This is a genomic window from Brenneria alni, assembly GCF_003666245.1.
GTDB lineage: Bacteria > Pseudomonadota > Gammaproteobacteria > Enterobacterales > Enterobacteriaceae > Brenneria > Brenneria alni.
Genome location: NZ_MJLZ01000047.1, coordinates 15,090 through 29,791 on the forward strand (window position 1 = coordinate 15,090; position 14,702 = coordinate 29,791).

The 14,702-nt window shown below is 54.4% G+C and carries 13 protein-coding genes and 2 pseudogenes; 7 read left to right on the plus strand and 8 right to left on the minus strand.

The genetic code is table 11. The features are described 5' to 3' along the window. Positions 1 to 84 precede the first annotated feature (84 nt). On the minus strand, positions 85 to 699 hold the full coding sequence (locus tag BIY29_RS16930; protein ID WP_121576231.1) for a YitT family protein: 615 nt from the start codon (positions 697 to 699) through the stop codon (positions 85 to 87). A 226-nt stretch (positions 700 to 925) separates the two neighbouring features. Continuing rightward, on the minus strand, positions 926 to 1,417 hold the full coding sequence (locus BIY29_RS16935; RefSeq protein WP_121576232.1) for an Lrp/AsnC family transcriptional regulator: 492 nt from the start codon (positions 1,415 to 1,417) through the stop codon (positions 926 to 928). Positions 1,418 to 1,649: 232 nt separating this feature from the next. On the opposite strand from BIY29_RS16935, the gene BIY29_RS16940 reads away from it, so the two are divergent. Further along, the gene (locus tag BIY29_RS16940) at positions 1,650 to 2,414 is read left to right on the plus strand and encodes a transporter substrate-binding domain-containing protein (protein WP_121576233.1); all 765 of its coding nucleotides are present in this window, start codon (positions 1,650 to 1,652) and stop codon (positions 2,412 to 2,414) included. Positions 2,415 to 2,462: 48 nt separating this feature from the next. On the opposite strand, the gene alr is transcribed toward BIY29_RS16940, so the two are convergent. Together alr and dnaB are read right to left on the minus strand one after the other, a co-directional pair. Next, the gene (gene alr / locus BIY29_RS16945; protein WP_121576234.1) at positions 2,463 to 3,542 is read right to left on the minus strand and encodes an alanine racemase; all 1,080 of its coding nucleotides are present in this window, start codon (positions 3,540 to 3,542) and stop codon (positions 2,463 to 2,465) included. Positions 3,543 to 3,559: 17 nt separating this feature from the next. After that, a complete protein-coding gene (gene dnaB / locus BIY29_RS16950; protein WP_121576235.1) occupies positions 3,560 to 4,966 on the minus strand; it encodes a replicative DNA helicase in 1,407 nt (468 codons plus the stop codon). Between the two features lie 127 nt (positions 4,967 to 5,093). Between dnaB and BIY29_RS16955 the strand changes: the two genes are divergently transcribed. Next, on the plus strand, positions 5,094 to 6,083 hold the full coding sequence (locus BIY29_RS16955; RefSeq protein ID WP_121576236.1) for a quinone oxidoreductase: 990 nt from the start codon (positions 5,094 to 5,096) through the stop codon (positions 6,081 to 6,083). Between the two features lie 319 nt (positions 6,084 to 6,402). Here the strand turns inward: BIY29_RS16955 and pspG are convergent, their stop codons facing one another. From pspG to BIY29_RS16970, 3 genes are all read right to left on the minus strand, one after another. Further along, complete coding sequence (gene pspG, locus BIY29_RS16960; RefSeq protein ID WP_121576237.1) at positions 6,403 to 6,624, minus strand: envelope stress response protein PspG; 222 nt, start codon at positions 6,622 to 6,624, stop codon at positions 6,403 to 6,405. A 211-nt stretch (positions 6,625 to 6,835) separates the two neighbouring features. Then, positions 6,836 to 7,864 (minus strand): tRNA dihydrouridine(20/20a) synthase DusA, encoded by a 1,029-nt coding sequence (dusA, locus tag BIY29_RS16965; protein ID WP_121576238.1) that lies wholly within the window; start codon positions 7,862 to 7,864, stop codon positions 6,836 to 6,838. A gap of 195 nt (positions 7,865 to 8,059) precedes the next feature. Next, positions 8,060 to 8,986 (minus strand): LysR family transcriptional regulator, encoded by a 927-nt coding sequence (locus BIY29_RS16970; protein ID WP_121576239.1) that lies wholly within the window; start codon positions 8,984 to 8,986, stop codon positions 8,060 to 8,062. A 144-nt stretch (positions 8,987 to 9,130) separates the two neighbouring features. Between BIY29_RS16970 and lysA the strand changes: the two genes are divergently transcribed. Next, complete coding sequence (gene lysA, locus BIY29_RS16975) at positions 9,131 to 10,387, plus strand: diaminopimelate decarboxylase (RefSeq protein WP_121576240.1); 1,257 nt, start codon at positions 9,131 to 9,133, stop codon at positions 10,385 to 10,387. A 73-nt stretch (positions 10,388 to 10,460) separates the two neighbouring features. Beyond that, on the plus strand, positions 10,461 to 10,802 hold the full coding sequence (locus tag BIY29_RS16980) for an ArsR/SmtB family transcription factor (RefSeq protein ID WP_121576241.1): 342 nt from the start codon (positions 10,461 to 10,463) through the stop codon (positions 10,800 to 10,802). Positions 10,803 to 10,879: 77 nt separating this feature from the next. Here the strand turns inward: BIY29_RS16980 and BIY29_RS20305 are convergent, their stop codons facing one another. Beyond that, entirely contained in the window at positions 10,880 to 11,032 is a 153-nt protein-coding gene (locus BIY29_RS20305; RefSeq protein ID WP_170158964.1) for a hypothetical protein, read from the minus strand. A gap of 296 nt (positions 11,033 to 11,328) precedes the next feature. Here BIY29_RS20305 and BIY29_RS20310 point away from each other — a divergent pair. From BIY29_RS20310 to lplT, 3 genes and pseudogenes are all read left to right on the plus strand, one after another. Continuing rightward, positions 11,329 to 11,490, plus strand: a pseudogene (locus tag BIY29_RS20310) (hypothetical protein); the annotation flags it as partial. An 89-nt stretch (positions 11,491 to 11,579) separates the two neighbouring features. Further along, positions 11,580 to 13,736, plus strand: a complete 2,157-nt coding sequence (gene aas, locus BIY29_RS16985) for a bifunctional acyl-ACP--phospholipid O-acyltransferase/long-chain-fatty-acid--ACP ligase (protein WP_121576242.1) — start codon at positions 11,580 to 11,582, stop codon at positions 13,734 to 13,736. Next, positions 13,733 to 14,539: pseudogene (gene lplT, locus BIY29_RS16990) on the plus strand (lysophospholipid transporter LplT); the annotation flags it as partial. The gene aas and the pseudogene lplT, both read left to right, overlap by 4 nt. Positions 14,540 to 14,702: the final 163 nt, after the last annotated feature.

A 14,702-nucleotide genomic window follows, 5' to 3' on the forward strand; every position in this document is an offset into this window, starting at 1 on the left:
TAACTCTCCTGAAAATAATTTATGGGTACAGGGCATCGGGTAACACGGCTGTCCGAGGTCATCGTCTTTGCAAGAATCAGGCAGTCAGACCGCGTAGCGGCCAGGGCGGTGGTTCATCGCAATAATCAGGTTCAGAATGGCCGCGCCCAGTATTGAGGCAGTCAGCATAGATATGCTTACCACGAAGAGGGAAGCCAGTACAATCACAATATCAACCCCCATCTGGAATTTACCCGCACGCAGGCCGTATTTGTCTTGCAGGTAGAGCGCCAGTATGTTCACGCCGCCCAGACTGGCCTTATGACGGAACAGTACAATGAATCCCAGCCCCATGATCAGGTTGCCAAACAGCGTAGCATAGAACGGGTTCAGTCGATCAAAGTGAACAAATAAAGGATGCAGATCGGAAAACAGTGAAACCAGCGCCACGGCAAAGAACGTTTTTACGGTGAATTTCCACCCCATCCGCCGAATGGCCAGATAATAGAACGGCAGATTCAGCAGGAAAAACGCGGTACCGAAAGAGATGTGTGTCAGGTAATGCAGTAAAAAAGCCATACCCGCGGTGCCGCCAGTGAGTGCGCCAGCCTGACGTAGCAGGATCACGCCAAAAGAAACCATCAGCGTACCAATCAGGATAGCCAGAACATCTTCCAGCAGGGTATGTGGCAATTTTTCGGTAGTGATAAGGTTATCCATGATGGCGGCTCAATTTACTGTCGGGAAAAGCCATAATATTAAGCAAAAATTACACCAGATAACGCTCTGACGAGGTAGTTAGTGGGGTGAAAATAGCAGGGATAAGAGCAACTTATTGAATTATAAACAGGAATAAATGCACAAATAATGCATTTATTGATGTTTTTGTGGCTACATTGTGCGTTTTTGATTTTTTTTTGCTTATATTAACTGCATTAATGCACCATTATGAAGCAGGCTGCCTCATATCAGGGCGCCGGGGCGTCATCAGGCCATTTTCTTTGAGCCGATTGAGCACCACAGAGGTTTTCAGATGCGCCACGCTTTTATTCTGTGACAGGATCTGGCTGATTAAGGCGCTCAGTCCCGGCAGATCCGCCACCGCCACTTTCAGCAGATAGTCAGCATCGCCCGTGGTTTTATAGGCATCAATGATGGCGTCAACTTCCCCCAGCATCTGGTGGAATCGTTCCACATAGTCTGCGGTGTGGTTAATCAGCCGGACTTCAATTAACCCCAGGCACTCCAGACCAACGGCGTTGGGAGAAAGGCGGGCGTGATAGCCGAGGATAAGCTGCGCTTGTTCCAGCGCAATACGGCGACGCGAGCACTGGGATGCGGAAAGCCCGACCAGTTCGCTCAGTTCCTGATTGGTCAGACGGCCATTTGCCTGTAACAGTGTCAGGATTTTCAAATCAAAATCATCAATGTTGTACATAGTTCTCCCCAAACGGCGCCAAATAATCAAGAGCACAGACTAACAGTTTTTTATCCCTCCTGGGCGGTTTCACCGGATTTAAGTCCGGCCAATTCCGTTTTGGCGGTTGGTTGCTGCTGACGATCGGCTATTCAATTAAAAAGAAGAAACGTATTCTATCCGAGTTGGCTGTAAAGAGGCTGATTGCCGATTATTGCATCGGGCTTATTCAATTTTTTTGCGGGGAAACGTAATGATAAAATGGAGTTCACTTGTGTTGTTGCTTATTGCCGGGAGCGCAAGCGCTCAGTCTCATCTGGATAAAGTGCTGGATCAGGGCGTACTAAACGTATGCACCACCGGCGACTATAAACCTTATACCTATCTGCGTGACGACGGGCGCTATGAGGGGATTGACATCTCAATGGCCGAGTCGCTGGCGCAAAGTCTGGGCGTGAAGGTTAACTGGGTGAAAACCACCTGGAAGACGCTGCTGCCGGATTTACAGGCTGGCAAATGTGATATCGCTATGGGCGGCATCTCCGTGACGCTGGCGCGACAAAAAGCGGCGTTCTTTACTACCACACTGGATGTGGATGGCAAAATCCCGCTGGCGCGTTGTGAAAATAAAGATAAATATCAGACGATTGAGCAGCTTAATCAGCCAGCGATACGCCTGATTGAACCGGCGGGCGGCACCAATGAAGCCTTCGCGCATAAATATCTGCCGCAGGCGACGCTGATATTGCATGACAACGTGACCATCTTCCAGCAACTGGTGGACAAGAAAGCGGATGTGATGGTGACGGAAGCGTCGGAAGCGCTGTTTCAGCAGAAACATTACCCGGAACTGTGCGCGATTAACCCGGATAAACCGTTACAGTATGGGGAAAAGGCCTATATGCTGCCGCGTGATGATATGGCCTGGAAGCAGTATGTCGACCAGTGGCTGCACCTGAGCAAAGCTACCGGGGAGTACCAGAAGATTGTCGGTGAGTGGTTGGCGGTCAGTCTATAGTTAGCATAAAAAAAACGGGTCATTCACGATGGCCCGTGCTTCTGTCGGTTACTCGTCGATGTATTCCAGCCTGGTGCGCTGCGTTAAACGGGTAATTAACTCATAGGCGCTGATCCCCGTGTAAGCGGCAATCTTCTCAACGGGTAATGATTTGCCCCATAGAATCACGTCATCCCCCACCTTGTCCTGTGCGCCCGGCCCCAGATCCACGGTAATCATATCCATTGATACTCGTCCGGCCAGCGGTACTTCGCGTCCATTTACCCACACCGGCGTGCCAGCTGGCGCGCTGCGCGGATAGCCATCGCCGTAGCCGATAGCCACCACGCCCAGCCGGGTATCATGCTTACTGGTCCAGATGCTGCCGTAGCCAACCGGCTGTCCCGCTTTATGCTCACGCACGGCAATCAGGTGCGAGGTAAACGTCATGGCGGGTTGGAAACCAAAATGGGCGGCGTCTTCGGTATCAAGCGGTGAAACGCCGTACAGGATGATGCCCGGCCGAACCTGATCGCGATGCGCCTGCGGCCACAGCAGGATGCCGCCCGATGCCGCAATCGATTGTGCGCCGGGTTTGCCCTGGGTGAACCCATCAAAGCAGGCTAACTGACGTTCGGTTGTATCGGCCTGAGGTTCGTCGGCGCGGCAAAAATGGCTCATGATGTTGACCGGTTGCACCACATTGTGGCACTGCGTGAGCCGCTGATAGAAGGTTTCGGCGTGTTCCGGCAAGACCCCGAGACGATGCATTCCGGTGTCGAGCTTCATCCACACGCGAACTGGGCACGGCAGGTCTGCCTGCTCCAGCGCGGCGAGTTGCTCTGTGTTGTGAATGGCGGTTTCAAGCTGATGTTCCGCCACCAGGGAAAGATCGTCGGCAGAGAAAAAGCCTTCAAGCAGCAGGATAGGTTTGGTGATGCCCGCAGCGCGCAGCGTCAGCGCTTCTGAAAGCCGTGCGACGCCGTAACAGTCAGCCTCGCAGAAGGTGTGCGCCGATTCGATGATCCCGTGACCGTAAGCATTGGCTTTCACAACAGCAACCAGGCGGCTTTGCGGAGCCAGTTCGCGGATCCGTTGCAGATTGTGACGCAACGCGCGGCGATTAATCACGGCAGTTGCCGTTTTCATTCTGTGTCCTTAGTGCGTTATTCATCGTCGTATTGTGTGCCGGCGTAATTATCAAAACGCGACCACTGCCCATTAAAGGTTAAACGAACGGAACCGATGGGGCCGTTACGCTGTTTCCCTAAAATAATTTCAGCTATACCCTTCATATCACTGTTTTCGTGATAAACCTCATCACGGTAGATAAACATAATCAGGTCGGCGTCCTGCTCGATGGAGCCGGATTCGCGCAGGTCGGAGTTAACCGGCCTTTTATCCGCACGCTGCTCCAGGCTACGGTTGAGCTGAGACAGTGCGACGACAGGGACTTGCAATTCCTTTGCCAATGCTTTGAGCGAACGGGATATTTCGGCAATTTCCAGCGTGCGGTTATCGGAGAGGGACGGTACGCGCATCAATTGCAGATAGTCGATCATAATCAGGCTCAGACCGTCATGCTCACGAAATACCCGGCGGGAGCGGGAGCGAACTTCGGTTGGCGTCAGGCCGGAAGAGTCATCAATATACATATTGCGTTTTTCCAGCAGGATCCCCATGGTGCTGGAAATACGCGCCCAGTCCTCATCATCCAACTGGCCGGTACGAATGCGGGTTTGATCCACGCGGGACAGCGATGCCAGCATACGCATCATGATCTGTTCGCCAGGCATCTCCAGGCTGAAGATCAGTACCGGTTTGTCCTGCATCATGGCGGCGTTCTCGCACAGGTTCATGGCGAAGGTGGTTTTACCCATTGAAGGACGCGCCGCCACAATAATCAGGTCGGATTTCTGTAAACCGGCGGTTTTTTTATCCAGATCCTGATAGCCGGTAGACACCCCGGTGACGCCGTCGTGCGGCTTCTGATAAAGCTGTTCGATACGGGAAACCGTATCTTCCAGAATACGATCGATACTTTTCGGCCCCTCGTCTTTGCTGGCGCGGTTTTCCGCAATCTGGAAGACGCGGGACTCCGCCAGATCGAGCAGATCTTCACTGCTGCGCCCCTGCGGATCATAGCCTGCGTCGGCAATCTCGTTGGCGACGGAGATCATTTCGCGCACCACCGCACGCTCCCGCACGATGTCGGCGTAAGCGCCGATATTGGCGGCGCTGGGGGTGTTCTTGGCCAGTTCCGCCAGATAGGCAAAACCTCCCGTCGATTCAAGATCACCTTTCTGTTCGAGTGATTCGGACAGGGTGATCAGGTCGATCGGCTTGTTCATTTCCAGCAGTCGCTGCATTTCGGTGAAGATCAGGCGGTGAGCGCGATTGTAGAAATCATTGGCGACCACCCGCTCGGCGACGTTATCCCAACGTTCATTATCGAGCATCAGGCCCCCCAATACCGATTGTTCCGCTTCCAGCGAGTGTGGCGGAAGTTTCAGACCTTCCATTTGGCGGTCTCGGGGTTCATTCGATTTATTGGTTGGTCTTTTTTCTGCCATGAAACGATGTCTTTACCGGTTGATTTGCCATTGGTTAAAGAGGCATTGTATATCTGAAAGCGAGGAATAACACACTTCTAATACACAGTATGGTGATACAAAAAACCGTTCACCATGAGGAGATGACATGGCAAAACGCATTCAGTTTAACGCCCACGGCGGCCCAGAGGTTCTGCAATACGTCGATTTTACGCCGCGTGATCCGGCTGCGGGTGAGGTGCAGATAGAGAATCGCGCCATCGGCATTAATTTAATTGATACCTACTATCGTGCTGGCCTGTATTCACCTCCTTCATTGCCCTCAGGGCTGGGAACGGAAGCGGCGGGTGTGGTCACCCGAGTTGGGGCGGGTGTGCGTAGCGTGAAGGTCGGCGACCGGGTAGTGTATGCGCAGTCGGCGCTGGGCGCCTACAGCGATGTGCATAACGTGGCGGAAGAGAAAGTGGCGCTGTTGCCGGAAGCAATCGGTTTTGAGCAGGCGGCGGCGTCGTTCCTTAAAGGGCTGACGGTTTATTACCTGTTCCGCCAGACTTATGAAATTAAGCCAAATGAAGTCTTTTTATTCCACGCGGCTGCCGGTGGCGTGGGGTTGATCGCCTGTCAGTGGGCGAAAGCGCTGGGCGCCAAACTGATTGGCACCGTGGGTTCAGCCGAAAAGGCGGAACGGGCAAAGCAGGCGGGCGCCTGGGCGACGATTAACTACCGCACGGAAAATATCGCTGAACGGGTAGCTGAATTGACCGGCGGCGAGAAGGTTTCCGTGGTTTACGATTCGGTCGGGAAAGATACCTGGGAACCCTCACTGGACAGCTTGCGCCGCCGTGGGCTGATGGTCAGTTTCGGCAATGCTTCCGGCCCGGTCAGCGGGGTGAATCTGGGGATACTGAACCAGAAAGGGTCGCTGTATGTCACCCGTCCGTCGCTATTCGGTTACATTACCAACCGGGCTGAACTGGAGCAGGCCAGCAATGAACTGTTCTCGCTGTTAGCCAGTGGCGCCATCAAGGTGGAGGTGCCGGCCAGTCAGACCTTTGCGATGGCGGATGCCCCGTCTGCGCACAAGGCGCTGGAGAGTCGCAGCACGCAAGGTTCAAGCCTGCTGATCCCTGATCTGTAATGCTTCACGCTCTTTAAAGCAAAAGGCCCCCGCGAGGAGGCCTTTGCCGTGGCGCTAATTTCATCAAGCTGTATGTAGGGTACAGCGGGAACCGTCATAATGGTGCATTATTTATTTTCATGACGGTGATGAAATCTGTTTGTTTTATTGCGTTTAATCGCCTGTCCCGAAAGTAACGTCGTCATCTTTCAAGAAGGAGTATAGACAGTGGCGACATCCTAGCAGCCACCCTGATGAAAAAATATCTGCTGGCGCACACTTCTGGGTAAAACCCTCTATGGGATAGGTTTTACCTCGCGCAGCATTATTCCCCGGCGCGTTACCGATAATAACCAACCGGTTTGCGTTGAAAATGACGCCATATCCAGACTGCAACGACAGCCAGCAACAGCCACGGCAGCACTTTTATCGCCATCACGAACAGCCCGCCGATCAACATGAAAATGGCGGCGACAAACAGGGCGGCAATGACCCCCAACAATGATACGCCGGTCACCATTAGCATGATAAAAAAACCAATAACAAAGAAAATTTCTAGCATGGTGCGCTCCTGTGGCCGCTGAACGTTGTTTTTTACTCGTTAATCATGATGCATCGGCAACCGTGGTGGCTTTGACCAGACCGTTGCCGATGTTATAGGGTAGTAACAAGAATCGTGCCAAGATGCGCCGCAGATAACGTATTGATTTATCAGCGACGAATAAAGAAGGGATAATTTTGAGCTGGTCAAAAAAACTAATAGTTAGTCTTTTTCAAAGCCTGGAACGGTTAACCAAAGCCAGCGCATGTTCAACGACGGCGGCATCCGCACCGGGTTTGTGCGCATTCTCACTCAGGTAGCGTCGCCACTGGCGTGCGCCCGTTACGCCCTGAAACAGCCCCAGCATATGGCGGGTGATGTGACCCAGCGACGCGCCGCACGATAATTCGCGCTCGATATAGGGATACATGGCCTGCACCGCCGCGACGATATCCGTGCTGGCCGTCTGCACACCAAACAGTTCACGATCGACCTGCGCCAGAATACCGGGGTTGTGGTAAGCCTCGCGTCCCATCATGACACCATCTACATATTGCAGGTGGGTTTTGGCTTCTTCCAGCGTTTTGACACCGCCATTAATGGCGATAGTCAGGGCCGGAAAATCACGCTTCAGTTGATAAACACGCGGGTAATCCAACGGTGGAATGTCGCGGTTTTCTTTCGGGCTAAGGCCAGACAGCCAGGCTTTGCGCGCATGAATGATAAAGGTGTCGCATTCGCCGCGTTCAGCAACGGTTTGGATAAATTCGCACAGGAATGCATAGCTGTCATGATCGTCTATACCGATACGGGTTTTTACCGTCACCGGAATGGAAACGCGATCTTTCATCGCCTTGACGCAGTCGGCCACCAGCGATGCTTCCCCCATCAGACAGGCGCCGAAACGCCCGTTCTGCACCCGATCGGACGGGCAGCCAACATTAAGGTTAACCTCGTCATAGCCGCGTTGTTCCGCCAAATGCGCACAATGCGCTAACGCCTGCGGATCGCTGCCGCCCAACTGTAACGCCAGAGGATGTTCTGCTTCGCTATAGGCCAGATAATCCCCTTTGCCGTGGATGATGGCGCCGGTAGTGACCATTTCGGTATAAAGAAAGGTGTGGCGGGTCAACTGGCGCAGAAAATAGCGGCAATGACGGTCTGTCCAGTCGAGCATCGGCGCGACGGAGAAGCGAGCCAGGGGAAAAGCCGGGCTTGGTTTATTGGTATGGTGGGCGGCAGGCTGGATATGTTGTGGCATGAATATTATCGGGTCTGTAATGACGTCAGTTCCCTGTACGGGAAAATGTGATGAAAGTAGATGGCGGCAATATATCACAGAAGCGTTTTTTGCTACAGGCAAGGCAGTTCGCCAGATAGGCGATGGAACCAGTACGGCTCATGTAGTGAGCCGAACCATAATGTTATTCGGCTCAAAGGCAAGCCGTATCCCCGGCTATTCAACGCATAATACCCGCTGTAAACGGGCGGGGACGCCTGCGGCATATTGTTTGAGATGATCGATAAAAGTATCGACCAGCGCAGAGGCCGGACGGTGCAGCGGACGAATCAGACTAACGATAAAGGGCACATCGATACTGAAAGGGCGCACGACGACGCCGGAGGCGGCATAGTCCAGCGCGGTCAGCGGGTTGACGATGGAAATGCCGATACCCGCCCGCACCATTGCGCAAACCGACGCCGCACTGTGGGTTTCCAATACCATCTGGCGGAGTACGTCCTCTTCATGAAACAACTTATCCAACAACTGACGATAGCTGTCGGCGCTCGACAGGCTAATAAAGGGTTCACCGGCGAAGTCTGCCGGGGTGAGTAGCGCTTTGGCCGCCAGATGATGTTGAGCAGGCAGTACGCACACCTCATTAAGCATCATCAGGGTCTGGCGTTCCGTACCGGCGGGGGTGACGCTGTTTTCGGTCAGCCCCAGATCATGCCGCTGGGCGGACAGCCATTCTTCCAGCAGCGGCGACTCCTGTGGAATGATGTGAAGGTTGAGCGATGGATAGCGGCCCAGCAGGGGTTTACACACTTCAGGCAACAGCGACTGGGAGAATACCGGCAGACAGGCGACCGAAAGCTGTGCCTGCTGAAAAAGGCGGATATCATCCGCAGCGTTGATAATCCGATCCAGTCCGTAATAGGAACGCTGCACTTCTTCAAATAACTGCAAGCCTTGCGCGGTAGGATAAAGACGCCCGCGCAGGCGTTCGAACAACGTCATCTGAATCAACTGCTCAAACCGCGCCAGCTCACGGCTGACTGTCGGCTGAGAGGTATTTAGCAGCACAGCCGCTTCCGTCAGATTACCGGTGGTCATCACCGCGTGAAAAATCTCAATATGTCGTAATGACACGTCCGCCATGTCGAATACCTCTGTTGTGCGTCGCAACCTATATCATAAATGAATAGACTCTGTTTAAAACGATATTTGTTTACCAGGCCAGGAGTGTTTACCCTTGCGATACTCTAAGGTTATTTCGCCAACCGTTTGCTCCGAAGGAATGCTATGCCGCACGATCTCAATGACACCACTTACGCGCTGAATGCACAAAGCCTGCGCGAACTGCCCGCCCGGTTCGGCTGCCCGATCTGGGCCTATGATGCGCAAATCATCATTGACCGTATCGACAAACTGCGCCAGTTCGATACCATTCGCTTTGCGCAAAAAGCCTGCTCAAATACGCATATTCTGCGTCTGATGCATCAGCAGGGCGTCAAGGTGGATTCGGTGTCGCTGGGTGAAATTGAACGGGCGCTGGTGGCCGGTTTTGTGCCGGGAACCGATGATCACCAAATCGTGTTTACCGCTGATCTGCTGGATCGCCCAACATTACAACGGGTGACGGAGTTGAAGATCCCGGTCAATGCGGGGTCGGTGGATATGCTGGAACAACTGGGTCGCCAGTCGCCGGGCCATCCGGTGTGGCTGCGTATTAATCCCGGTTTTGGTCACGGTCACAGCCAGAAAACCAACACCGGCGGCGAGAACAGCAAACACGGCATCTGGTACGGCGATTTGCCGCAGGCGCTGGCGCAGATCCAACGCTATCAACTGAAGCTGGTGGGCGTTCATATGCATATCGGTTCCGGTGTGGATTACGGCCATCTGGAACAGGTGTGTGAAGCAATGGTGCGGCAGGTAATTACGCTGGGCCACGATATTGAGGCGATCTCGGCGGGTGGCGGTTTGTCTATCCCTTACCGTGACGGTGAGGAAGCCATTGATACCGGGCACTATTACGGTTTGTGGAACCATGCCCGTGAGAAAATTGCGGCGCATCTGGGGCATCCGGTGACGCTGGAAATCGAACCGGGCCGTTTTCTGGTGGCTGAATCCGGCGTGCTGGTGGCCGAAGTGCGAGCGGTGAAGGAGATGGGCCGCCGTCACTTTGTGCTGGTGGATGCTGGTTTTAACGACCTGATGCGTCCGGCGATGTATGGCAGCTATCACCATATTTCTCTGCTGCCGGGCGATAACCGTGATATCAGCCAGGCAACGCTGCGTGATAGCGTGATCGCCGGGCCGCTGTGTGAATCAGGTGATGTATTTACCCAGCAGGCCGGTGGCGGGGTAGAAACGATCGCGCTGCCGGAGGCAAAGGTCGGTGACTATCTGGTGTTCCACGATACCGGTGCTTACGGGGCGTCAATGTCATCCAATTACAATAGCCGCCCGCTGTTGCCGGAAGTGTTGTTCGAGCAGGGCCAGCCACGGTTGATCCGCCGCCGACAGACGCTGGAAGATCTGTTGGCGCTGGAATGAGTTTAACAGTAGACATGTTGCCATCAACCCCGGATTGTTTGACACTTTTCGTACTATTGGATACCGTGCTGGAATGATTGCCAACCATCCTGAACGCGACCAGATTCGCCTGGAAAATGTGCTTACCGCGCTAGGCAACCCGCTACGTCTGGCCGTGCTGCGGGTGCTGGCTGGCGGCGGCGAATACGCCTGTGGTTCAGTGCTGCAAGGCATATCGAAGTCCACCCTGACTCACCATTGGCGGGTGCTGCGCGACAGCGGCGTGATTTGGCAGCGTCCCTACGGGCGCGCAAACTTATTATCGTTGCGCCGTGAGGATTTGGATGCGCGTTTCCCGGGGCTGCTTGATGCTTTGCTCGGGGCCGTCGAACACGACTCCGCCACAGCAGAGTCGATAGCGAAAAACCTGCCGTAATCTTCCCTGCCTCGCCCGTAGGCCAAAAGGACGATCATAGTCCTTATGGCGGTACTTTTGCGAGATCGAGTGCGTGTTTATAAAGCGGCCCAGTCGCTCTCCTTACCTGACGCTTGTTTAGCCGTGGCTGGTTGAAGCGTCAAGGCTGAGGGGATGGCGGTTTTGACGGAGGGTTGATTGACGGCCATCGCGATCCGAACGTTATCGCCCAGATGGAAGGTGCTCACCATGCGGATAGTCCTAAGGAGTCTGCCCGCGGGTTATTACATGACACCGCAGAATTTTACAGTTGGTTGCACTTAGAGCAGAACTCTTTCGATTCGATGCTGGCGTAGTGAACGCATCCTCTCTAAAGTACCAAGTCCCAGAGGTATTGATTGGTGATATATCGATGTGCTCTGTACATTGAACCATTTGATTACACCAACCTACGCGGATGCGTAGGTTTTTTTTTATCTGTAAAAATAGATTTTCGTTATATCGATAAAACATCGCTTTTAATATCGTCGGCGCCAGAACGGGGTAGATGAAAAAGCGCTACGGCTTCATTTCTGTCGATAAAGACAATGCGGGCAACGGTACGCTGGCCCGCTCGAACAAAAAGAGTTTCGACATACTCTCCCTCCTGCTGAAAAATACCCATTATCCTAATAGGTTGCTGATGGCCGTGCTTCGGCTATTCTGGTGATGAGCGGCTCACTGTAGTATTTTGACTGCAGCGATGGATTGGTCTGTTTTTCGCAGGCCACACTGTTTATCTGTCTATTGGGAGAAGACATGATTTATACCTTGTTACGTTGGGTGTTACGGCGTCTGTACCGCATCCGGATTGAGGGCGACAGCAGCAACTTTCAGCAAACGAAATTGCTGATAACCCCCAACCACGTTTCCTTTCTTGATGGCGCGCTTCTGGCGCTGTTTTTACCGGTAAAACCGGTATTCGCGGTGTATTCAGACATTTACGGACGCTGGTTCATGCGCTGGCTGAAACCCTATATTGATTTTGTTGCGCTGGACCCGACCAAGCCGTTAGCCATTAAGGGGTTGATTAAGGTGATTGGGCGCGGGCAGCCAGTGGTGGTTTTCCCGGAAGGGCGCATTACCGTGACCGGTTCGCTGATGAAGGTCTACAGCGGTGCGGCGTTTGTGGCGGCAAAATCCGGTGCGACCATTATTCCGGTGCGATTGGACGGGCCGGAGTTTACGCCGTTCGGCAGGTTGGCGGGCGTGGTTAAACGCCGCTGGTTCCCGCCTATCACCATTAACTATCTGCCGCCCACCACGTTACCGATGCCGGAGGCCAACAGCGCCCGTCAGCGCCGCATACTGGCTGGGGAACACTTGCATCAGATCATGATGAATGCCCGTATGGCAAGTCGCCCTCGCCATACGCTATATGAGGCTTTTCTCGCGGCGCAAACCCGCTACGGGCGCGGCTCTGCCTGTATTTCGGATACCTCGTTAAAGGAAGACAGCTATCAGGGGTTGCTGAAAAAATCGCTGGGCGTATCGCGAATTTTGCAGCGTTTTACCGCTGAAGGCGAACACGTCGGTATGCTGTTGCCTAACGCTACCATTACGGCGGCGGCGATTCTGGGCGCGTCGTTGCGCAACCGGATTCCGGCGATGATGAACTACACGGCGGGGGCGAAAGGGCTGCAAAGCGCGATGAAAGCCGCCGACATTAAAACCATTGTTACCTCGCGCCAGTTTCTGGAAAAGGGCAAACTGACCGAATTGCCAAAACAGATCAATGACGCCAACTGGGTTTATCTGGAAGATTTAAAAGACACCGTGACGTTGGCCGACAAGCTGTGGATCCTGTTTCACCTGCTGTTTCCCGCAAGGGCGATGCTACCGCAGCACGCAGACGACGCGGCAATGATCCTGTTTACTTCCGGCTCCGAGGGTAGCCCAAAAGGGGTGGTGCATTCCCATGACAGCCTGCTGGCCAATGTCGAGCAGATCCGCACCGTAGCGGACTTCATGCCGTGCGACCGTTTTATGTCGGCGCTGCCGCTGTTTCACGCCTTTGGCCTGACCGTCGGGCTGCTTACGCCGTTGATCACCGGCGCCCGAGTGTTTCTGTATCCCAGCCCGCTGCATTACCGCATTGTGCCGGAACTGGTGTATGACCAGAACTGTACCGTGCTGTTCGGCACCTCCACCTTTCTGAGGCACTACGCCCGCTTTGCGCATCCGTATGATTTCGCCCGTTTACGCTATGTGGTGGCCGGGGCGGAAAAACTGTCTGAGGGCACCCGTAAAATCTGGCAGGACAAGTTCGGCATTCGCATTCTGGAAGGCTATGGCGTAACCGAATGCGCGCCGGTGGTGGCGATAAACGTACCGATGGCGACGAAAATCCATACCGTCGGGCGTTTGCTGCCGGAGATGGAATCACGGCTGATGATGGTGCCGGGCATCGAGCGTGGCGGACGTTTGCAACTGCGCGGCCCGAATATCATGAAAGGCTATCTGCGGGTTGAACACCCCGGCGTACTGGAGACGCCTGCTGCGGAAAACGCTCAGGGCGAATCAGAAGCGGGCTGGTACGATACCGGTGATATTGTCGAACTGGACGAAAAAGGCTTTTGCACCATCGTTGGCCGGGTCAAGCGTTTTGCCAAACTTGCCGGTGAGATGGTATCGCTGGAAAGCGTTGAACAACTGGCGTTGATGGTTTCCCCAGAGGCGCAACACGCCGCCAGCGCCAGGAGCGACAGCAGTAAAGGGGAGGCGCTGGTGCTGTTTACCACCGACGGCCAGATAACCCGTGATCGGTTGCTGGCGCAGGCGCGCAGCAGCGGCGTCCCTGAACTGGCGGTGCCGCGTGATATCCGGCATGTGAAAGCATTACCGTTACTCGGCAGCGGCAAACCTGATTTTGTTTCGCTGCGCCAGATGGCTGAACAACCGGAGCAGGCAGAATGAATCAGACGCCAGAACAGGCCACGCCGCTGCTGTCACGCAGCATGAGCGCCGTTATCATTGCGCAGTTTTTTTCCGCATTTGGCGACAACGCACTGTTATTCGCCACATTGGCGCTGGTCAAGGTGCTGGTTTATCCCGACTGGAGCCAACCGTTCCTGCAAATGGGCTTTGTGGCGGCTTATATCATTCTGGCGCCGTTTGTCGGGCAGGTGGCGGACAGTTTTGCCAAAGGCAGGGTGATGATGTTCGCCAATAGCCTGAAACTGGTTGGGGCGTTGCTTATTTGCATCGGCGGTAATCCGTTTCTGGGCTATACGCTGGTGGGGGTGGGGGCGGCGGCTTATTCACCGGCCAAGTACGGCATTCTGGGTGAGATTACCCACGGCGGCCAGTTGGTGAAAGCCAACGGCCTGATGGAAGCCTCGACCATTGCCGCCATTCTCACCGGCTCGGTGGCCGGGGGCGTGCTGGCCGACTGGAACCTGAACGCTGCGCTGGCTATCTGTGCGCTGGCCTATGGTATCGCGCTGGGCGCCAACATGCTGATCCCCCGGTTGACGGCGGCGCGCCCCGGACAGTCCTGGCACCCGGCCCGCATGGCGCACCGTTTCTTTTTGTCCTGCCGGGTGCTATGGCGTGATGGCGAAACCCGGTTTTCATTGCTCGGCACCAGTATGTTCTGGGGAGCGGGGGTGACGCTGCGCTTTCTGCTGGTGCTGTGGGTGCCGCTGGCCCTCGGTATCACCGATAACGCCACGCCGACGCTGCTCAATGCAATGGTGGCGGTGGGGATCGTGGCGGGCTGGCTCTTTTACACATCTGACGCTGCCGGCGGGCGGTTCTGGGGAGGTCTTGGTGGGCGCCGGTTCCTTTAAAAAAAAAAAAAGAAAGTCTGCATAGGTGATGACTGTATTGTATAAACAAAAACGCATGATAAAATTCATACTTGTGACATGACGTAACATT